Genomic DNA, 19,571 nt, shown 5'->3' with positions numbered 1-19,571 from the left:
ATGCCCGACATCCCGAACACCGGCTTCCGCCGCGCCCGCCGACTGGCGACGCAACAGGTCTCGGAGATCCTGCGCATCGGCGCGCGCGCGGCCGAGATGAAACGCGCGGGCCTGCCCGTCATCGTGCTTGGCGCGGGCGAGCCCGACTTCGACACGCCGCCGAACGTGATCGAGGCGGCGCATCGCGCGATGCTGGCCGGCGAGACGAAATACACCGCGCTCGACGGCACGCCGGCGCTGAAGGCGGCGCTGGTGGCGAAATTCCGTCGCGAGAACGGGCTCGACTTCGCGCAAAACGAGATCACCGTCGCCGCCGGCGCCAAGCAGGTGATCTACAACGCGCTGATGGCGACGCTTGATCCGGGCGACGAGGTCATCATCCCGATGCCCTACTGGACCACCTATTCCGCGATGGTCGAGATCGCCGGCGGCACCGCCGTCACCATCGCCTGCGGCGAGGCGGACGGGTTCCGCCTGACGCCCGAAAAGCTCGAGGCGGCGATCACGCCGCGCACCCGCTGGCTGATGCTGAACGCGCCCTCGAACCCGACGGGCGCAGCCTATGACGCATCGTCACTTCTGGCGCTTCTGGCGGCGCTCGAACGGCACCCGCAGGTCTGGCTGATGTCGGACGAGATCTACGAGCATATCGTCTACGACGGCTTCCGCGCGGTCTCGCCCGCAGCGCTGGCGCCCGGGCTGCGCGACCGCATCCTGATCGTGAACGGGGTTTCCAAGGCCTATGCGATGACCGGCTGGCGGATCGGCTATGGTGCCGGCCCTGCACCGCTGATCGCAGCGATGGCGGTGGTGCAGAGCCAGTCGACCTCGAACCCCTGCTCGATCGCGCAGGCGGCGGCGGTCGAGGCGCTGAACGGGCCGCAGGACTTCCTCACTGACCGCGCCGAAAGCTTCCGCGCCCGCCGCGACCTTGTCGTCGAGGCGCTGAACGCGATCCCGGGGCTGTCGTGCCGCCGGCCCGAGGGCGCCTTCTATGCCTTCGCAAGCTGCGCGGGCCTCCTTGGCGCCACCACGCCCACGGGCGAGGTGCTGGCCACCGACCGCGACTTCTGTTCCTGGATCCTCGAGACCGCACAGGTCGCGATGGTGCCGGGTGCCGCTTTCGGCCTGTCGCCGTTCTTCCGGATCTCCTATGCCACCGGAACGGCCGAGCTCGCCGAAGCGATGCGCCGGATCCGTGACGCCTGCGCCACCCTGAGCCGGAAGGCCTGACCGATGCCCCCCGAGACACGCCCCGCCCCCGCGCGCCCCCTTGCCCTGCCCGCCCTGCCGCCCGCGGTCTGGCTGCAGATCGCGATGCTGCTGTGCCTGGTCGTCGGCGCGTTCTCGCATCACCTCGGGCCGATGCGGGCGGCGGCGGCGCTGGCCGTCGTGTGGATCGCGACGCAGTGGCGCCGGCTGATCCCGCTCGCACGCGTCTTCTTCGCGCTCGCCGCGGCGCTTGGCGCGCTGGCGTTGGCGGTGGCGCCCGCCACGGCACCGGGGCTGCTCGCCTCGGCGCTGGTGCAGGGCACCGGCTTTGCCGCGCTGATGATGGTTCTGGGCCTGCTGCGCCAGCCGGTGCGGCGCGCCGAGACCACGCTCGCCGCGACCGAATACCTGCTCGCCTTTCCGCCGCGGCGCCGCTTTGCCGCGCTGTTTGCCGGCGCGCATTTCATGAGCCTGATGTTCAACGTCGGCATCATCGCGATGATCGGCGACCTGACCCAGCCGCGCGACGGCCGCGACGTCAGCCGCGACCCGGCGCGGCGCGCGATGGTGATGGCGGCGATGCGCGGCGCGGCGCTGGTCTCGATCTGGTCGCCGATCGGGCTGGGCTTTGCCATCGTCAGCGCCGGGCTGCCCGCGCTCGAGCCGCTGCGGCTTGTCGGCGCGGCCTTCCTGTTCTCGGCCGTCGCGGTGGCGATCGGCGCGCTCTGGCCGCTGCTGCCGGCCGAGGCGCGGATGCCGCGTGACGCCGCCCCCGCCGCGGATCTGCAAGGCTCGGGCGCCGCGCTGGCCGTCACGCTGGCGATCTCGGCCGGGCTGCTCGGCGCCACCTGGGCGATCCACGTCGGGCTTGGCGTCGGCTTCACCATCGCCTCGGTCACCGTGCTGCCGGTCTTCGCGCTGATCTGGCTGGCGCTTGAAAGCCGTCATGCCGCGGACGGCTTCGGCACGCGGCTTGGTCAGGCGCTGGCGGCGCTGGCCGACCTGCGCTCGGAAAGCGCGATCTTCCTGTCGGCCAATGTGATCGGCGCGGTGCTGTCGCTGGCGCTGCAGGCCTCGCCACTGTGGGAGGCGCTCGCCGGAAGCCGCTTTGCCGGGTTGCCGCTCGCGCTCGCCTGCCTCGTCGCCGTGCCCGCCGCGGCCGCGGTCTACCTGCCGAATTCGATCGTCGTGGTGATGGGGGCGCAGCTGCTCGGGCACACGCCGCTCGGCCTCGAGCATCCGGTCGCGCTTGGCCTCGCGCTCTGCATCGGCTGGGGGCTGGCGATCTGCGTCTCGCCGATCAGCGCGATGACGCTGATTGCCGGACGGTTCTGCGCCACCTCCTCGCGCCGGATCGCGCATCGCTGGAACCTGCCCTATGCCTTGCTGTTGCTGTTGCTGGGCGCGGCAACGGTCAGCCTTGCCTATCGCCTCGGGCTGTAACCCGGAGGCGCCACCATGACCGCGATCACCGCCTTTGGACGAGAACGTCCTCGACGCCTGCAAGGGCGCCCCGCCCGGCCATTCCCGCTACAGCCGCCGCGTCTGCGGCCCTTTCCTGCAAGACCGGATGCCCGCGCATCAGCGTGGCCTCTTCCGGGCGGGCGCCGGCATCAGCGGGCCCCGGGCGATCGTTCCCCCGGGCTGGGCCCGTCGCCCTGCCCGCCCCCGCCTCGCACTCATCGCCGTCATGACTTTTTGTCATGCACGCGCAAATATTCGGAAATGGGCGCACCTGTCCGTTTCTGACAACACTGGGAAGAAGGGCGGCCAACGCCCCAATCACAACAATGACCAACAGAGAGATGCCCCGATGAAACCCCTCCTCCCCCTGCTTCCCTCCGCCCTGCTTCCGTCCGTCGTGCTGGCCTCGGCGATGATCACCGCCGCCCATGCCGAAAACTGGGACATGCCCGTCGCCTATCCGGCCGACAACTATCAGACGAAGAATGACGTGGCCTTCGCCGAAGACGTGAAGACCTGCTCGGGCGGCGCGCTCGAGATCACCGTCCATCCCGGCGGCTCGCTGTTCAAGGGCGACGAGATCAAGCGCGCGGTGCAGATGGGCGAGGCGCAGATCGGCGAGCGGCTGCTTTCGGCCCATGCGAACGAGAACCCGATCTTCGCCTATGACTCGGTGCCCTTCCTCGCCTCCTCCTTCGAGGCTTCGGACAAGCTGCGCGACGCGGCGAAGCCGGTGCTGTCGAAGGTGCTGGCGGCGCAGGGGCTGACCCTGCTCTACTCCGTGCCGTGGCCCGCGCAGGGGATGTATTTCGACAAGCAGATCAACTCCGTCGCCGACATGAAGGGGGTCAAGTTCCGCGCCTACAACGCCACCACCGCAAGGGTCGCCGAGTTGTCGGGGATGATCCCGACGCAGATCGAGGCCTCGGAGCTGAAACAGGCGCTCGCCACCGGCGTCGTCGCCTCGATGATCTCATCGGGCTCGACCGGCGTCGATGAGAAGGTCTGGGAGGACATGAGCCACTTCTATGACGTGAAGGCCTGGCTGCCGCGCAACACCGTCTTCGTCAACACCGAGGCCTTCGCGGCGCTGCCCGCCGAGGTGCAGTCCTGCCTCACCTCGGCCGCCGAGACCGCCCAGACCCGCGGCACCAAAGAGGCCGAGAGCCTGGCCGACGGCTTCGTCAAGACGCTGGGCGACAACGGCATGACCATCGCCGATCCCTCGCCGGAACTCGCCGCCGGGCTGAAGACGATCGGCGACACGATGACCGCCGACTGGCTGGCGCAGACCGGCGCCGACGGCAAGGCGATCCTCGACGCCTACCGCGCCAAGTGAGCCGGAAGCGCCCGCCGTCACCGCGGCGGGCGCGTCATCCCGCCATGTCCATTTCCCTCCCCCTCCTTTCGCGCCCGGCCCTGCGCCGGGTCCAGGCGTTGCCCATGAGACCTCTCCTCGACTCGCTCTACAAGACCGCCGGCGCCGGCGCGGCGATCGCGCTGGTCGCGATCCTGCTCATCGTCATCGCGCAGATGGTCGCTCGCTGGCTCGGCCTGCTGCTGCCGGGCGGGGCGAATTATGCCGGCTATGCGATGGCCACCGCCTCCTTCCTCGGCCTCGCCTATACCTTCACCCGCAACGAGCACATCCGCGTCAGCCTGTTCGTCGACCGCGCCGGGCGCTGGCGCCGCGGCGTCGAGATCTGGTGCTATGCGCTCGGCTCGGTGATCGGGCTGTTCTTCGCCTGGCATGCGGTGCGCACGCCGCTCCTGAGCGCGAAGTTCAACGATGTCTCGCAGGGCCAGGACGGCACGCCGCTGTGGATCCCGCAGATCGCCATGGCCGTCGGCGCGGTGATCTTCGCGCTTGCGCTGATCGACAACCTCCTGCGGGTGCTGTTCACCGACAGCTATGGCGCCGACAGCCCGCTGATCCCGCCGCGGCGCGACATGCTCGCCGGCCGTCTGGCGCGGATCGTGCTGTTCGGGCTGAGCCTGCTCGTCGTCTGGGGTGCGCTGCACGCGATGACCGGCTTCGACCGCGACGCGACCGGGCTGAAGATCAGCGTCTTCCTCTTCGTGATGTTCTTCCTGCTCGGCTCCGGGCTCTGGGTCGGGCTGGCGCTGATGGGGGTGGCCTATATCGGCATGCTCGGCTTCACCTCGCGCAATCCCGGCAGCTCAATGGCGATCACCGTCTGGACCAGCGCCTCGAGCTGGACGCTGACCTCGCTGCCGCTGTTCATCTGGATGGGCGAGATCCTCTATCGCACGAAGCTGTCCGAGAACATGTTCAAGGGGCTCGCGCCCTGGCTCTCGCGCTTTCCGGGCGGGCTTTTGCACACCAATGTCGTCGGCTGCACCGTCTTCGCGGCAGTCTCGGGCTCCTCGGCCGCCACACTGACCACGGTCGGCAAGATGTCGATCCCCGAGCTGCGCCGGCGCGGCTACCCCGAGTTCATGATCGTCGGCACCCTGGCCGGCGCCGCCACCCTCGGCCTGATGATCCCGCCCTCGATGACGCTGATCGTCTATGGCGTGAGCGTGCGCGAAAGCGTCACCAGCCTGTTCATGGCGGGCGTGCTGCCGGGGCTCGTGCTGGCCGGGCTCTTCATGGGCTATATCGCGCTCTGGTCGGTCATCCGCCGCGATCAGGTCCCCGCGCCCGAGCCGCGGATGAGCCTTGCCGCGAAGCTGCGCAACTCGGTCCTGCTGCTGCCGGTGATCGCGCTGATCGTGCTGGTGATCGGCTCGATGTATGCAGGGATTGCCACCGCGACCGAGGCCGCGGCCTTCGGTGTCGTCGGCGCGCTGGCGCTGGCCGGGCTGCAGGGCTCGATGAGCTGGGTCTCGTTCCGCGACAGCCTGCTCGGCGCGGTGCGCACCTCGGCGATGATCGCGCTGATCCTGATGGGGGCAAGCTTCCTCACCCTGTCGATGGGCTTCACCGGCGTGCCGCGCGCGCTGGCGGGCTGGATCGCCACGATGCACCTGTCGCCGGTGGCGCTGATCGCGGCGCTCACCGTCTTCTACATCATCATCGGCATGTTCCTTGACGGGATCTCGGCGGTGGTGCTGACGATGGCGATCATCGAGCCGATGATCCGCGCGGCCGGGATCGACCTGATCTGGTTCGGCATCTTCATCGTCGTCGTCGTCGAGATGGCGCAGATCACCCCGCCGGTCGGCTTCAACCTCTTCGTGCTGCAGGGGATGACGCGCCACGACATGGGCTATATCGCGCGCACAGCGCTGCCGATGTTCGCGATCATGATCCTGATGGTGGGGATTCTGGTGGCCTTCCCGGGGCTTGCCACCTGGCTGCCCCAGGTGATGACGCAGGCGGGGAATTGAGCGCCCTCGCCCCTCTCGAATGGATCGGCCGGCACGCCCGGCTGATCCTGCCCGCGGGTCTGGTCACCGTGCCCTTCCTGCCCTCGAGCGGCGGCGCGCTGGCCCCCGCCCTGCCCTGGCTCGTCGCGCTGCTGATCGGCCTGGCCGTCGCCCGCGTCGATCTGCGCGCCACCCTGCGCGACCTCACCCGCCCCGGCAGGGCGCTGCCGCTGATCGCGGCGCTGGTCCTGTTCCAGCCGGTCCTCGCCTTTGCGCTGACCCGCGCCGGGCAGGAGCTCGGCCTCGCCGCGCCGGTCCTGCTGGTGCTGCTCGTCTTCGCCGCGGCGCCGCCGCTCAGCTCGGCGCCGAACCTCGCGCTGATGCTCGGCTATGACGCGCGGCTTGCGCTTGGCTTCACCCTGCTCGGCACGCTGCTCTCGCCGCTGCTGGTGCCGGCGAGCTTCTGGCTCGTCGCGGCAGGCGGCATCGACCCCGCCCGGATCGCGCTCAAGGTCCTGGCGATGCTCGTGGGTGGCATCGCGATCGGCGCCGCGCTGCGCGCGGGGCTGGGCGCCGCCCGGATCGGGGCCCGGGCCCGCGCCTTCGACGGGATCGGCACGCTGATCATGCTCGCTTTCCTCTTCCCGCTGCTCGACGGGGTGGGCGCGCAGGTGCTGGCCGCCCCGGGGCGGGCGCTGCTGCTTGCCGGCCTTGCCGTCACGCTGAACCTCGGCGGCAACCTCGTGGCGCGTGCGCTTGCCGGCACCGCCCTGCCCCGGCCCACGGCCGCAAGCCTCGGCCTCGTCTTCGGCAATCGCAACATCTCGGTCCTGCTCGCCGCGCTGCCGCCCGACCCGACCATCAGCCTCTTCGTCGCGCTCGCGCAGATCCCGATCTACGCCACGCCCTTCCTGCTTTCGCTTCTCGACACGGTGCCCCGCAGATGCCTGCCTTCATCGGAATCCTGAGCCTCGACACCCGCTTCCCGCGCATTCCGGGCGATGCCGGCAATGTCGGCAGCTACCACCTGCCCGCCCGGCTGCGGGTGATCGAGGGCGTCAGCAGCCCCGAGGTGGTGCGCGACGGCCGCCCGACGCCCGAGATCGTCGCGCGCTTCATCGCCGCGGCGCAGGCGCTCGAGGCCGAGGGCGCGGTGCTGATCACCTCGACCTGCGGCTTCCTGATCTCGGTCCAGGCCGAGATCGCCCGCGCAGTGCGGGTGCCGGTGCTGCTCTCGGGGCTCGCGCTGGTGCCGATGGTGCACAGCCTGACCGGCGGGCGGCCGGTCGGCATCCTCACCGCCTCGCGCGCAAGCCTCGGCCCCGCGGCCCTTGCGGCGGCGGGCTGCACGCCCGATCAGGTGCGGATCGCCGGGATGGACACCGACCCGGTCTTTGCCGCGACCTTCCTCGCGGCGAAATCCGCGCAGGCCGAAAGCCTCGATCCCGCACGCATCGGCGCCTCGGTCTGTGCCGCCGGTTGCGCGCTGGTGGCCCGGACCCCCGAGATCGGCGCGATCGTGCTCGAATGCGGCAACCTGCCTCCCTATGCCGCACAGCTGCGCGCCGCGACCGGCCGGCCGGTGGTCTCGATCCTCGACGGCGCCAGGCTGATTGCCCCCTGAGCGCGCCCCGATCGCGGCGCGGGCCGACCACGTCGCGATCGGGCCTGCCTCGCCGGCCGACACTGCACCGGCCGTCGAATGATCCGATCCCGCACGTCGCGCGTAGAGGTTCCAGGGCGCGCGCGAACCGCCCGCACCGCAAGCCGGGGCCGGTCTGGCCGCGCACGACCGGCGCGGAGCGAGACGGGGCCTGCGGCCCGGACACAGCGAGACCATGGCGAGGCAAGGCCCGCCCCACGGATGGAGAGACACGATGCTGGACCGTTCCATGACCGACCCCACCCCCCAAGACGCCGCCGGGGCGGCCCCGGTGTCCGAGCGCATCCGCGCCCGTCTGATCGAAAGCGGGCAGCGCTTTCACGCCAACGACAATATCTCGGCCGTCCTGCGCGAGGGCGAGCTCGAGGCGCTGCGCCGCGAGGTGGCCGAGCGGATGCAGGGCGTGCTGAGCGCACTGGTGATCGACACCGCCGCCGACCACAACACCGCCGAGACCGCAAAGCGCGTCGCGAAGATGTTCGTCGACGAGGTCTTTGCGGGGCGCTATCGCCCCGCGCCCGAGCTGACCACCTTTCCCAATGTCTCGCGGCTGAACGAGCTGATGATCGTCGGCCCGATCACGGTGCGCAGCGCCTGTTCGCACCACCTCTGCCCGATCATCGGCCGGGTCTGGATCGGAGTGCTGCCGAATGCCTCATCCGAACTGATCGGGCTGTCGAAATATGCGCGTCTGACCGACTGGATCATGTCGCGTCCGCAGATCCAGGAAGAGGCCGTCGTCATGCTGGCCGACGAGCTGGAGCGCCGCATCCGCCCCGACGGGCTCGCCGTGGTGATGGAGGCCGATCACTTCTGCATGCACTGGCGCGGCGTCAAGGACGACCAGTCGGTGATGACCAATTCGGTGATGCGCGGCGCGTTCCGGACGAACTCGGATCTGCGGCGTGAATTCCTGAGCCTGCGCCGCGCCGCACGCGCCTGACCCTGCCAGACCAGACGGAGCTCCCGCATGGCGAACTATGCGCTGTTGTATCTGACCACCGCCGCCGCTTTCCTCGTGACCGACATCATCGGCATCCGGTTGCTGATCCGTCCGGTGTTCGAACGCCATGTCGGCCACCTGCTGGCCGACCCGATGCGGATCGGGGCGGCAGCGGCGTTCTATCTGGCCTATGTCGCGGGGGTGTTGTGGTTCGTCTCGATCCCGGCGCTGAAGGCCGGGGCGCCGGTGCAGGCGCTGCTCGGAGGCATGGTGCTGGGGCTGTTGTGCTACGGCACCTACGAGATGACGAATTACGCCACCCTGCGCGACTGGTCGGTGCAACAGGTGGTGATCGACGGGCTGTGGGGAATGGGGCTGACGGGCTTCGCCGCCTGGGCGGGGGTCGCGGTGCTCGGCGGCAAACTTGGCTGAGCCTGCACGGCTCAGCCGATCCGCCGCATCAGGCGCAGGGACACCGCATGGGGCAGCAGGCGGAGCAGCTTGAGCGGCCAGGTGAAGCGACGCGGAAAGTGGATCTCGAAGCCGCGCCGCGCCATGCCGCGCAGCACCGCCTCGGCCGCCTGTTCGGGGGTGACGATCGCGGGCATCGGAAAGCGGTTCTTGGCGGTCAGCCGAGTTGCGACGAAACCGGGGCACACAAGGCGGACATCGACCCGCGGCGCCAGCTCGACGGCCAGGCTTTCCGCAAGATTGTTGATCGCCGCCTTGGTCGCGGAATAGGGCTGGCCGCCCGGCAGGCCGAGATAGCCCGCGACCGAGCCGAAGAGCACAAGTTGCCCGCCCTCGCGAAGCAGCGGCGGGCAAAGCCGCGCCACCTCGAGCGTGCCCAGCAGGTTGACCCGCACCATCGCCTCGGCCCGTGCCGGGTCGAGATCGGCGATGCGGCCCGGATCATAGAGGGCTGCCGTGCAGATGATCACATCGAAGGGCGCCTCGGTGCGCAACCGGTCGCAATGCGCCGCCAGCTGATCCGGCTGGCCGAGATCGAGCGGCGCAATCGTGGCGCCGCCGCAATCGTCCGCCAGCGCGGCGAGCGCCACCGCGTCGCGGGCCGACAGCACAAGCTGTGCGCCGCGCGCCGCGAGGGCCCGTGCCAGGGCCGCGCCGATTCCGGCGCTGGCCCCGATGATCCACACGCGCTGCGCGACCGCGGTCATGGTCAGATCCGGAACATCGGTTGCAGCAGTCGCGGCAGCATCGCGTGAAAGCGCAAGGGCGCATCGGTCGCAGCCAGACAGATGCAGGGCGCCCCCGGGCCCGCGACGGGCTGATGGTCGATGTCGTCATGCGCCGTCTCGACGTCCCCCCGGCGGAACGCGCCTTCGCTGTCGACAAAGCTGCCCTGCAACACCAGCGTCAGTTCGAGCCCGCGATGGCCATGCTCGGGCACCGCCTTGCCCGGCGGAATGTAGAGCAGGCGCAGCGATCCGCTGCGATCGGCCGACAGGATCTGCTGCCGGATGCCGCCGCCCAGCATGCGCCAGCGCGGCGGACGGCCCTTCAATTCGGCCATCACCGGGGCCGGGAACACGCCCGAGCCGCGCGGCGCGGGCGGTGGCGGCGGAGTGTCGAGCGCGGCCATCATGCGGTCGCGCGCCCCGGCGCTGATCGTCGCCGCTTCGGCACGGTTCAGCAGCGCGCCGCCAATCATGTCGCGCGCCTCGTGCCGGGCGCGGCATTCATCGCAGAGCGAAAGATGCGCCGCCACCACGACCGAAAAGGCATGCGGCAGACGCCCGGCACGATAGGCATCGATAAGGTCGTCGGAGATGTGGTGATCGATATGTGTCATGGGGCTATGCTCCTCAGCTCGTGTCTGAGGCGTTCGAGACCGAGGCGGATGCGGGATTTGATGGTGCCGAGCGGCAGGCCGGTCATCTCGCTGATGCGGCTGTGGGGGAGATCTTCGAAATAGGCCGCACGCAGCGCGTCCGCCTGTTCCGGGGCGAGGCGGGACAGGGCCGCCGCGAGGTGGCCGGCCTCCTGTTGCAGCGCCAGAACCTGACCGGCATCCGGCTCGAGGCTGGGCATGTCGGGCATTTCCTCGGGTTGCGAAAGCGGTTTGCGGCGCGCCAGATCGATCCGGCGGTTGCGCGCGATGCCGTAGATCCAGCCGGCCGCATCGGCACGGTGCGGGTCGAACTGGGCCGCCTTGTGCCAGACCGACAGCATCACATCCTGAACAAGGTCTTCCGCACTGCCGCCGGTCAGGCCACCGCGCAGCATCATCGCCTTCAGGCGCGGCGCGAAGTGGTCGAAAAGGCGGCCGAAGGCCTCGCGATCGCGATGGTCCCGCACCGCGATCAGGTCACGGCTGAGGTCGGAAAGCTCGTTGGTCACCGGGGCCTCCCCCCTGATAGGTGCGTTGCGCGCGCACTCCCGCCCCTGCCCGGGCAGGGGCATTGTCGAGGTATGAGGCCTGGACCTTGCGGGTGCAATGACGGTTTCCATGCCCGATCTACGCGCCACCGGCCGCCGCGGATCAGTCGGCGCGGAAAAATTTCCGGCGCGGTGATCCAAACACGCCGAGGCAGCGTAACCGTGATGGATCAACAAGAAGATGTGCCATGCCATTCGACCTGACTCAGGCTGCCCCGCAACGCATCGCGATCATCGGTGGTGGCATTTCCGGCCTCGCGGCGGCCTGGCTGCTCTCCCGGGAGCACCACGTGACCCTTCACGAGGCCGAACCGAGGCTGGGAGGGCACGCGCGCACGGTGATCGCCGGACGGCGCGGGGACCAGCCGGTCGACACCGGTTTCATTGTCTTCAACTACACCAATTATCCGCATCTCACCGGGCTGTTCCGGGACCTCGACGTGCCGGTGATCCGCTCCGACATGAGCTTTGGCGTCTCGCTTGATGGCGGGCGCATCGAATACGCGCTGCGCTCGGCCAATGCGGTGTTCGGGCAGCGCCGCAACCTGGCCGATCCGCGCTTCTACGGGATGATCCGCGACATCTTGCGCTTCAACGCGGAGGCCGAGGCCGCGGTTGCCGCCGCGCCGGATCTGACGATCGGCGCGCTGGTTGCCCGGATGCGCCTCGGCACGAGATTCCGCGATGCCTATCTCTATCCCTTCTGCGGCGCGATCTGGTCGACGCCGGATCAGGGGATCGCCGATTTTCCGGCGCAGGCTCTGGTGCGGTTCATGCGCAACCACGGGCTGATGTCGAAGGGGCAGCATCACCAGTGGTGGACCGTCGCGGGCGGCTCGGTGTCCTATGTCGCGCGGCTCGAGGCGGCACTGCTGCACGCCGGGGTGCGCCTGCGTAAGGGCGCACCGGTGCGGTCGATCCGCCGCGACGGCACCGGCGTGCAGATCCGCGCCGAGGGCGGCACGGCGGAAGACTTCGATCACGTGATCCTCGCCACCCACCCCGATCAGGCTCTGGGCATGCTCGCCGATGCGGATGCTGCCGAACAGGCGGCACTGTCGGCGATCCGCTTTCAGCCCAACCGCACCGTGTTGCATGCCGATCCGCGGGTGATGCCGCGCCGTCGCCGCTGCTGGAGCTCGTGGGTCAGCCGCGGCGACAGCGGGACCGGCGCCGTCGATGTCAGCTACTGGATGAACCGGCTGCAAAGCATCCCCGAGGACGACCCGCTCTTTGTCAGCCTGAACCCGACCCAGCCGATCGACGAGCGCCTGATCTATGACGAGGTCGCGTTCCATCATCCGGTCTTCGATGCCGCAGCCCTTGCCGCACAGGCGAAGATCGCCGCCCTGCAGGGCACGCGCAGGACCTGGTTTGCCGGGGCATGGCTGCGCAACGGGTTCCACGAGGACGGCTTTGCCAGCGCCTGGCGCATCGCGCGACGCCTGCCGCGGCTCCGGGTGCGGCCATGACGCTGGCCGCGCGCCTGCTGCGGGGCGAGGTGCTGGCGCTGCGCGCCGAGATCACCCACGCACGCCGCGGCGCCTTGACGCACAGCTTTCGCAGCCGGACCGACCACGTTCTTCTGGCGCCGGAAACCGCGCGCCCTCCGCGCGGGCTGTCGCTGGATCGCTTCAACCTGCTGGCACTGCACCGGCGCGATCATGGCGGTGTGCGCGGGGCGGGCAAGGGGGTGGACTGGGCCTGGGAGCAATTCGCGCGGGCGGGACTTGACCGCGGTCCCTCTCGGGTGCTGGCGCTGCTGACGCAGCCGCGCTTTCTGGGCTACGGGTTCAATCCGGTCAGCTTCTGGATGCTGATCGAGGGCGACGCCCTGCGCGCGGTCATTGCCGAGGTCAACAACACCTTCGGGCAGCGCCACAGCTATCTGCTGGTGCCCTCCGACGGCGCCCCGATCACCGCCGGCACCCGGCTGAGCGCGCGCAAGGTCTTCCATGTCTCGCCGTTCCAGGACATCTCCGGCGAATACCGCTTTCGTTTTGCCCTGCGTCCAGACAGCCTGTCGATCCGGATTTCGCAGATCGACGGCGAAGCCGGGGTCGAGACCGCGATGACCGGCCCGCTTGTGCCGCTCACGACCCGTGTCATCCTGGGCGGTGCGCTGCGCCGGCCCGGGGGGGCGCTGCGGGTCATCGCCCAGATCTACTGGCACGCGCTGCGCCTGAAACTGAAGGGGGCCGCCTATCGCCCCTGCCCGCCCCCACCCCATGAGGAGATCAGCCGATGACCATCGCGACCCGCGCGCTCCAGACCCGTTTCCTCTCGGCCCTCGAGGGCATCTGCGAGGGACGGCTGACCGTCACCACTCCCGATGGCGCGCGGCTGAACTTCGGCGCGCAGGGCCCCGAGGCCGAGATCCGGATCCGCGACTGGCGCCTGCTGCAGCGACTGATGCTGCGCGGCGATGTCGGGCTGGCCGAGGGCTGGATCTCGGGCGAGTGGCACAGCGACACGCTCGAGGGGGCGCTGGCGATCGCGATGCGCAACCAGGCCGGCCTCGCGCAATGGTCGGAGCCGACGCGGCTGCAGTCCTGGCGGATGCGGCTGGTCGACCGGCTGGTGCGCGCCAACAGCCTGCGCGGCGCGGCGCGCAACATCCGCGCCCATTACGATGTGGGCAACGAGTTCTATCAGCTCTGGCTGGACCCCGGCATGACCTATTCCTCGGCGCTCTTCGCCGAGGGCGACGATCTGGAACGGGCGCAGGCGCGCAAGAACGACCGCATCCTGTCGCAGCTCGCCCCGGGCGAGAGCCTGCTGGAGATCGGTTGCGGCTGGGGCGGTTTCGCCGAGGCCGCAAGCGAGCGTGGCCATCGCGTCACCGGCCTCACGCTCTCGCCCGCGCAGAAGGGCTATGCCGATGCCCGTCTCGACGGGCGCGCCGAGATCCGGTTGCAGGATTACCGTGCGGTCACGGGCCGGTTCGACAACCTCGTCTCGATCGAGATGATCGAGGCGGTGGGCGAACGCTACTGGCCGACCTATTTCGCCGCGATCAGGGCGCGGCTGGCCGAGAGCGGTCGGGCCGTGCTGCAGGCGATCACCGTGCCCGATGCGGAATTCTCGGTCTATCGGCGCCGCTCGGATTTCATCCGCCAGCATGTCTTCCCCGGCGGCATGCTGCCTAGTTCGGCCAGCATCTCGCATGCGGCAGGGCAAGCCGGGCTGCGGGTGTGCGACACCCATGCCTTCGGTCAGGATTATGCCCGCACCTGCCGGATCTGGGCGCAGCGGATGCTGGATCAGCGCGCGCGGATCAACCGGCTGGGCTATGGCGATGCCTTCCTGCGCAGCTGGCAATTCTACCTCGAAGGCTGTGCGGCGGCCTTTGCCACGGGCCGGTGCGACGTGGTGCAGGTCACGCTCGGTCACGCGCGGTCGCGGGCGTGACCGGGCGGCAAGGCCCCGGGGCTGCGGTCACCACCCGCCCCTGCGCACAAAAAAAGGCCCCGGGAAACCCCCGGGGCCTTTCGTCTGTCCGGACCGCGATCAGTTCGCCGGCGGCATGATCACCTTGTCGATCACATGGATCACACCGTTCGAGGCCTCGATATCGGCCGTGGAGATCTTGGCATCGTTGATCATCGCCCCGTCCTTGAGCGAGAAGGTCACCGGCGCGCCCTGCACGGTGGCGGCGGTCATGCCCTCGCTCAGGTCGGAGGATTTCACCGCCCCGGGCACCACGTGATAGGTCAGGATCCCGACCAGCTGATCCTTGTTCTCGGGCTTGAGCAGCGTCTCGACGGTGCCCGCGGGCAGCGCGGCGAAGGCGGCATCGGTCGGGGCGAAGACGGTGAACGGGCCCTCGCCCTTGAGCGTATCGACCAGCCCGGCCGCCTCGACCGCCGCAACCAGCGTCTTGAACCCGCCCGCGGCGACCGCGGTGTCGACGATGTCGGCCTTCTGCTCTCCGGCAAGGGCAGCCCCGGCGAGCAGCAGCGTGGCGGTGGTCGTCAGCATCAGTTTGCGCAGCATCAGGAAACTCCTCTGTGTTCTGTAAGCTTGGGTCAGGAGGCATCGTCTCGCCGTCCTGTGATGGTCTACGCAGGCGAGGGCGGCGCGGATCACCGCGCGCCGTGCGATGGCCGCACCAGGTCGCCAATGTCACGCGGACGTGACCGGGCCTGCCGGCGGCTGCGGGGCAAGGTCGATGCGCGGCGCCATCAGTCGGTGGATGGCCCCATGTTTCGTGGATGCGTTCTTCGCTCACTTCGAGACCGGGTGGCCCTGATGGGCACAGGCAATTTCACTGACGACTTGAAGCGCGATGCGGTCGCACAGATCACGGAGCGGTGGGTGATCCGGTCGGCGAAGTTTCGCAACGGCTCGGGAGGAACAAGCACTCGCTCCATGCAGGGAAGCGCAGGTTCGCGAGGATGGATGCCGAGATCCGGCGCCTGAAGCGGGAGCTGGCGCGGTTCTCCGAGGAACGTGACATCTTCACCAGCATGGATTGGGCGGCGTTTCTGCGCGCCCGCAATCTCGAGCATTCCATGAGCCGGCGTGGCAATTGTCACGACGATGCCGTCGCCGAGAGCGTCTTTAACCTGCTGACGCGTGAGCGGATCAGACGACAGACCTACCGAAAACGCGAAGAAGCGAGGCTGGATGTGTTCGACGACATCGAGATGTTCCACGATCCGGAGCGCAAGCATGCGAGGAACGGCATGCTGTCGCCCGCCGAGGTCGACCGGCAGCAGAGGACGAGACGCGACGGCGACTACGAAACTCGGGGCTATTCATAGTCTTGATCGCCGCAGCCGACCTCAAACTGACCTCAGATGTGAGTACCCCCCCGAAAATCGGACAGGGACGGAAGCTGCGATCTGCCGTCTGCTGGTCTCCGGGAACGTGGAGATCGGAACATGTCGAAACGCCGGAACCATGACGCTGGCGTCAAGGCTCGCGTGGCGCCGGAAGCCGTGAAGGGCGAGCGCACCGTGTCGGAGCTGGCCGCGGAATGCGGTGTGCATCCGACGATGATCCATCGGTGGAAGAAAGCTCTGCTCGAGGGGGCGTCGAAGATCTTCGACCGCGGCGGGAAGAAGACGGCCGAAGTCGACGAGGAGACGGTGCGGTCGCTGCACGCCAAGATCTGAGAGCAGGCCGTCGCCAACGGCATGGGCGGCGTGCGTGGCCCCACTGAGACCACGGTCCACCCTGAGCTTTGCCACGAAAGCTCAAGCCCTGGACCGCAAGTGATGAGGCATTCGTTCGGCATTGGTCCGAGAACCAATGCCGAACGGGAGGATCGCACGCAACCACCGGACGCTGTCGATCGGCGCGCAAAGCCGCCTGGCTCGTCGATCTCGCGGTCGTCGTTCTGCCACGCACCGCAGGGCGAGACCGAGGTGAACCTGGCGCTCATGCGGCTGATCGACCGGCAGCTCCCGGAAACCCCGTTCCACGGCGTCCAGCAGATGACCTGGCACCTGTGCACGAAGGCCACGCCGTGAATGTGAAGCGTATCCGGCGGCTGACGCGGCTCATGGGGAAGGGGACCGTGGCGCCAGTGGCGCGGCGCAAGCCCCCTAAACGATGCCGATCGACCAGAAGCCCGACATCAGCAAGCCCGCGAAGGGGCACATGACCTGCCCCTCCCTGCTGGGCGGGCTGCGGGTCGATCGGCCCAACCAGGTCTGGTGCGCCGACACCACCTACCTGCCGATACGACGCATTCGCCATCGGGCTTCAACCGGTGGCGCCTCGATGGCTCATTCCGCTACCTGGTTGTCATCATGGACCGGTTCACCCGCAAGGTGCTGGCGATCCCTGAGGTATGAGCGCATCTACCTGCACGCATGGGGGACCGGCTCTCGGGCGAAAGCGGACGTCGGGCGCGGGATCGCCTTCGACAACACCAGCGGCCCCACGCCGCCCATGGCGGACAGCCGCCCGCCGTGGCCAACTTCAACCAGATCGAAACCGACCAGCGGGGGCAGAGTGTAGCTTAAATTACGCCAGTTCCTGGCCAAGAGATGGGGAGGAGCTCACGACATCCGGCTGGAGCGGAGCGTCGACGGCGGCTTTCGCAATAGCGTGGAGGACAGGTTCGACGCCGGGATCCGTCTGGGCGAAAGTGTCGAGCATGACATGATTGCGCAGCGCGTCGGCCCCGACTGGCGGCAAGTCGCGGTGGCCGCGCTACGGCTTTCAAGGGCACGCGTTTTGTAGCCCAGGCAAGAAAAACAGAGACGCCACGATCGGAGGCGGAGCCATCTAAGTCAACATTTATTGGGGTTTTAAGTGGTGCCCAGAGCCGGAATCGAACCAGCGACACGCGGATTTTCAATCCGCTGCTCTACCAACTGAGCTATCTGGGCACCGTGCCGTTTAGTCCGGCGTTGGTGTGGGCTTCCTACTGGAGCGGGCGGGGGCTGTCCAGAGGATTTTGCGGATTTTTTCGTCCCGCGCGCAGGAAAATTCACCCCCTCCCCTGAAAACCCAAAGGCCCTCCGTCGGGAGGGCCTTTCGCCGCCGAAAGGCGGGCATTTCAGGGGCTTGGCCGGGTTCAGTGCGGCCGGTCGGAGACCCCGCCGGGCGGGCCTTCGGGGGCGCGTTCCTCTTCCTCAGCCAGATCGCCCGGAATCACGTAGGACCCGTTCAGCCAGCGCGCAAGGTCGATGTCGGCACAGCGTTTCGAGCAGAACGGGCGGTATTTCTCGGCGCTTTCCTTGCCGCAGATCGGGCAGCTCATGCCCGCCCCTCCAGAAGCGCCGCCAGCGCCACGCGGTCGCGCTTGCGCACCAGCTCGTAAAGACCGAGCGGGGTCCAGCCGGCAAGGCTGGTCTCGGCGGCCTCGCCCTTGAAGGCGGCGCGCAGCTGCTGTTCCAGCGCGGCGCGGTCCTTCTTCGGAATCGGCGCGAAATCGACCACCACCTGACCGCCGAGGCCACGCAGCCGCAGCTGCCGCGGCAGCTCGCGCGCAGCGGCGATATTCGCCTTGAGGCTGGCAGCCGGCGAGGTATCGGCGCCGGTGTTGACATCGACCGCGATCAGCGCGCGGGTGGGCTCGATCATCATGTGGCCGCCACCGGTCAGATCGACCCGCGGCGACAGCAGCACATCGACCGCTTCCGGCACGCCATGCTCTGCCATGCCCTCGACCACCTCCTCGGGGGCGGGGTCGGCCCATTCGCGCCAGGCCTCTTCCTGCGGGCTCGGCGCATCGACCAGCAGCTCGGGCTCGCCCGTGCTGTCGCCGGTCACCGCCTCGGCCAGCTCGCGCAGCGCGGCGATGTCCTCGACGATCTCGCCCTCCTCGGCCTCGGCACAGGCCGAGCGGAGGATCAGCCCCATCTCGGAGCCTTCCATCACCACCGCGGCAATCGCCTGCAGACCGTCGCGCAGATCCTCGTCCTGGATCCGGCGCGAGACGTTCAGCCCCGGCGCACCGGGGGTGACGATGCCGTAACGGCCCTTGAACAGCAGCCGCAGCGAGACCGGAAGCGCCTTGCCGGGTTCGGTGCCGCCGGTGACCTGCACCACGACGCCCTGCCCCGGGGTCAGGCCCCGCGCCTCGCGCAGGAAGCCCTTCTCGCCGCCCGGCAGGCGCAGGAACACACCGCCCTGCCCCTTCATCTGCCGCTCGACCTTGCCGCGGCAGATCGCTCCGGGCGCGAGCGTCACCGCGTCCGAGCTGTCGAGGAGCAGATCCTCGAGCCGGCCATCGACCATCAGCGCCGCGGCTTCGAGCCCGTGCAGCTCTCCCAAAACGACGATGCGGCCCTTCATGCGCTCACCCCTACCGCGTTCAGAAGCAGCGCGGTCTCGGCCAGCGGCAGGCCGACGACGCCGGTAAAGGAGCCCTGGATCCAGGGCACGAAGGCGCCGGCGCGGCCCTGGATGGCATAGCCGCCGGCCTTGCCCTGCCACTCGCCCGAGGCGAGATAGCCGTTCACCTCGGCGTTCGAGAGCGGGCGGAATTTCACGATCGTGTCGACCAGCCGCTCGCGCAGGCCGGTGGCGCTGCGCACGGCGATGGCGGTCAGCACGTGATGGCGCCGGCCGGACAGCAGCCAGAGGAACTCGGCCGCCTCCTTCTCGTCGCCAGGCTTGCCGAGGATGCGCCGGCCGCAGGTCACGGTGGTGTCGGCGGTGAGGATCACCTCGTCCGCCGCGCAATCAAGCACGGCGGCCTTCTCGCGCGCCATCCGCGCGACGTAATCGCGCGCAAGCTCGCCGCGCTGCGGCGTCTCGTCGATGTCGGGCGCGCGCACCTCGTCCGGGACCAGCCCAAGCTGGCCCAGAAGCTCCCGTCGGCGCGGGCTTGCGGAACCGAGGATAAGCTTCACTTGAAGCGGTAGTTGATGCGGCCTTTCGACAGATCGTAGGTGTTCATTTCCACCTGAACCTTGTCGCCCGCGAGGACCCGGATGCGGTTCTTCCGCATCTTGCCTGCCATATGCGCGATGATTTCATGGCCGTTCTCGAGTTCGACCCGGAAAGTCGCGTTCGGCAGGAGTTCCTTCACGACGCCGGGGAATTCGAGCATTTCTTCCTTGGCCATGTTCACTCCTGAAGACACACCCGCCA

The 19,571-nt window shown here is 69.0% G+C and carries 21 protein-coding genes, 1 tRNA gene and 2 pseudogenes; 15 read left to right on the top strand and 9 right to left on the bottom strand.

Annotation, left to right across the window (positions count from 1 at the left end; translation table 11 throughout):
* The 9 genes and pseudogenes from AC0QTQ_RS06180 (at nt 1) to AC0QTQ_RS06140 (ending at nt 9,047) form a co-directional block, all read left to right on the top strand.
* Complete coding sequence (locus tag AC0QTQ_RS06180) at nt 1-1,233, top strand: pyridoxal phosphate-dependent aminotransferase (protein ID WP_480258729.1); 1,233 nt, start codon at nt 1-3, stop codon at nt 1,231-1,233.
* Nucleotides 1,234-1,236: 3 nt separating this feature from the next.
* Nucleotides 1,237-2,655 carry a hypothetical protein gene (locus AC0QTQ_RS06175; protein ID WP_480258728.1) on the top strand — a complete coding sequence of 473 codons (1,419 nt, stop codon included), beginning with the start codon at nt 1,237-1,239 and terminating at the stop codon, nt 2,653-2,655.
* 370 nt (nt 2,656-3,025) lie between these two features.
* Complete coding sequence (locus AC0QTQ_RS06170; RefSeq protein WP_480258727.1) at nt 3,026-4,015, top strand: TRAP transporter substrate-binding protein; 990 nt, start codon at nt 3,026-3,028, stop codon at nt 4,013-4,015.
* 44 nt (nt 4,016-4,059) lie between these two features.
* Nucleotides 4,060-4,515, top strand: a pseudogene (locus AC0QTQ_RS06165) (TRAP transporter small permease); the annotation flags it as partial.
* A 186-nt stretch (nt 4,516-4,701) separates the two neighbouring features.
* Nucleotides 4,702-6,030, top strand: a complete 1,329-nt coding sequence (locus AC0QTQ_RS06160) for a TRAP transporter large permease (protein WP_480259200.1) — start codon at nt 4,702-4,704, stop codon at nt 6,028-6,030.
* On the top strand, nt 6,027-6,977 hold the full coding sequence (locus AC0QTQ_RS06155; protein WP_480258726.1) for a hypothetical protein: 951 nt from the start codon (nt 6,027-6,029) through the stop codon (nt 6,975-6,977). The genes AC0QTQ_RS06160 and AC0QTQ_RS06155 overlap by 4 nt, the downstream gene beginning before the upstream one ends.
* Nucleotides 6,953-7,633 carry an aspartate/glutamate racemase family protein gene (locus AC0QTQ_RS06150; RefSeq protein WP_480258725.1) on the top strand — a complete coding sequence of 227 codons (681 nt, stop codon included), beginning with the start codon at nt 6,953-6,955 and terminating at the stop codon, nt 7,631-7,633. Before AC0QTQ_RS06155 ends, AC0QTQ_RS06150 begins: the two co-directional genes overlap by 25 nt.
* Nucleotides 7,634-7,886: 253 nt before the next feature.
* The gene (gene folE / locus AC0QTQ_RS06145) at nt 7,887-8,615 is read left to right on the top strand and encodes a GTP cyclohydrolase I (protein WP_480258724.1); all 729 of its coding nucleotides are present in this window, start codon (nt 7,887-7,889) and stop codon (nt 8,613-8,615) included.
* A 27-nt stretch (nt 8,616-8,642) separates the two neighbouring features.
* Nucleotides 8,643-9,047: a DUF2177 family protein gene (locus AC0QTQ_RS06140; protein ID WP_121534883.1), complete on the top strand. Its 405-nt coding sequence runs from the start codon at nt 8,643-8,645 to the stop codon at nt 9,045-9,047.
* Nucleotides 9,048-9,058: 11 nt separating this feature from the next.
* Here the strand turns inward: AC0QTQ_RS06140 and AC0QTQ_RS06135 are convergent, their stop codons facing one another.
* From AC0QTQ_RS06135 to AC0QTQ_RS06125, 3 genes are read right to left on the bottom strand one after another with little or no spacing between them, the layout of a single operon-like run.
* Nucleotides 9,059-9,793 (bottom strand): SDR family NAD(P)-dependent oxidoreductase, encoded by a 735-nt coding sequence (locus AC0QTQ_RS06135; protein ID WP_480258723.1) that lies wholly within the window; start codon nt 9,791-9,793, stop codon nt 9,059-9,061.
* Between the two features lie 2 nt (nt 9,794-9,795).
* Entirely contained in the window at nt 9,796-10,428 is a 633-nt protein-coding gene (locus AC0QTQ_RS06130) for a ChrR family anti-sigma-E factor (protein WP_121534881.1), read from the bottom strand.
* Entirely contained in the window at nt 10,425-10,976 is a 552-nt protein-coding gene (locus AC0QTQ_RS06125) for a sigma-70 family RNA polymerase sigma factor (RefSeq protein ID WP_245965323.1), read from the bottom strand. Before AC0QTQ_RS06125 ends, AC0QTQ_RS06130 begins: the two co-directional genes overlap by 4 nt.
* Nucleotides 10,977-11,203: 227 nt before the next feature.
* On the opposite strand from AC0QTQ_RS06125, the gene AC0QTQ_RS06120 reads away from it, so the two are divergent.
* The 3 genes from AC0QTQ_RS06120 to AC0QTQ_RS06110 are packed head-to-tail and all read left to right on the top strand — an operon-like array spanning nt 11,204 to nt 14,426.
* Nucleotides 11,204-12,487: an NAD(P)/FAD-dependent oxidoreductase gene (locus AC0QTQ_RS06120; RefSeq protein ID WP_480258722.1), complete on the top strand. Its 1,284-nt coding sequence runs from the start codon at nt 11,204-11,206 to the stop codon at nt 12,485-12,487.
* A complete protein-coding gene (locus tag AC0QTQ_RS06115) occupies nt 12,484-13,263 on the top strand; it encodes a DUF1365 domain-containing protein (RefSeq protein WP_480258721.1) in 780 nt (259 codons plus the stop codon). The genes AC0QTQ_RS06120 and AC0QTQ_RS06115 overlap by 4 nt, the downstream gene beginning before the upstream one ends.
* A complete protein-coding gene (locus AC0QTQ_RS06110; protein ID WP_480258720.1) occupies nt 13,260-14,426 on the top strand; it encodes a class I SAM-dependent methyltransferase in 1,167 nt (388 codons plus the stop codon). Before AC0QTQ_RS06115 ends, AC0QTQ_RS06110 begins: the two co-directional genes overlap by 4 nt.
* Nucleotides 14,427-14,525: 99 nt before the next feature.
* Here the strand turns inward: AC0QTQ_RS06110 and AC0QTQ_RS06105 are convergent, their stop codons facing one another.
* Nucleotides 14,526-15,011: a fasciclin domain-containing protein gene (locus AC0QTQ_RS06105; RefSeq protein WP_480258719.1), complete on the bottom strand. Its 486-nt coding sequence runs from the start codon at nt 15,009-15,011 to the stop codon at nt 14,526-14,528.
* A gap of 461 nt (nt 15,012-15,472) precedes the next feature.
* Here AC0QTQ_RS06105 and AC0QTQ_RS06100 point away from each other — a divergent pair.
* The 3 genes and pseudogenes from AC0QTQ_RS06100 to AC0QTQ_RS06090 all read left to right on the top strand — a co-directional run.
* Nucleotides 15,473-15,781 (top strand): annotated as a pseudogene (locus AC0QTQ_RS06100) (IS3 family transposase); the annotation flags it as partial.
* Between the two features lie 120 nt (nt 15,782-15,901).
* On the top strand, nt 15,902-16,135 hold the full coding sequence (locus tag AC0QTQ_RS06095) for a transposase (RefSeq protein WP_480258718.1): 234 nt from the start codon (nt 15,902-15,904) through the stop codon (nt 16,133-16,135).
* Between the two features lie 102 nt (nt 16,136-16,237).
* Entirely contained in the window at nt 16,238-16,492 is a 255-nt protein-coding gene (locus AC0QTQ_RS06090) for a hypothetical protein (RefSeq protein ID WP_480258717.1), read from the top strand.
* Nucleotides 16,493-17,283: 791 nt separating this feature from the next.
* Here AC0QTQ_RS06090 and AC0QTQ_RS06085 read toward each other — a convergent pair.
* The 5 genes from AC0QTQ_RS06085 to infA all read right to left on the bottom strand — a co-directional run bounded on the left by AC0QTQ_RS06085 (nt 17,284) and on the right by infA (nt 19,545).
* A tRNA-Phe gene (locus tag AC0QTQ_RS06085) sits at nt 17,284-17,359 on the bottom strand.
* 188 nt (nt 17,360-17,547) lie between these two features.
* Entirely contained in the window at nt 17,548-17,733 is a 186-nt protein-coding gene (gene yacG / locus AC0QTQ_RS06080; protein WP_480258716.1) for a DNA gyrase inhibitor YacG, read from the bottom strand.
* Nucleotides 17,730-18,770 carry a ribonuclease E/G gene (locus AC0QTQ_RS06075; protein WP_480258715.1) on the bottom strand — a complete coding sequence of 347 codons (1,041 nt, stop codon included), beginning with the start codon at nt 18,768-18,770 and terminating at the stop codon, nt 17,730-17,732. Before AC0QTQ_RS06075 ends, yacG begins: the two co-directional genes overlap by 4 nt.
* Nucleotides 18,767-19,330 carry a Maf family protein gene (locus AC0QTQ_RS06070; protein WP_480258714.1) on the bottom strand — a complete coding sequence of 188 codons (564 nt, stop codon included), beginning with the start codon at nt 19,328-19,330 and terminating at the stop codon, nt 18,767-18,769. Before AC0QTQ_RS06070 ends, AC0QTQ_RS06075 begins: the two co-directional genes overlap by 4 nt.
* The gene (gene infA / locus AC0QTQ_RS06065) at nt 19,327-19,545 is read right to left on the bottom strand and encodes a translation initiation factor IF-1 (RefSeq protein WP_036636451.1); all 219 of its coding nucleotides are present in this window, start codon (nt 19,543-19,545) and stop codon (nt 19,327-19,329) included. The genes AC0QTQ_RS06070 and infA overlap by 4 nt, the downstream gene beginning before the upstream one ends.
* Between the last annotated feature and the right edge of the window lie 26 nt (nt 19,546-19,571).

This window comes from Paenirhodobacter sp. YD-8, assembly GCF_056590935.1.
Note: the sequence above shows the minus strand (reverse complement) of the source record. Positions and strands in the feature narration are given on the sequence as shown.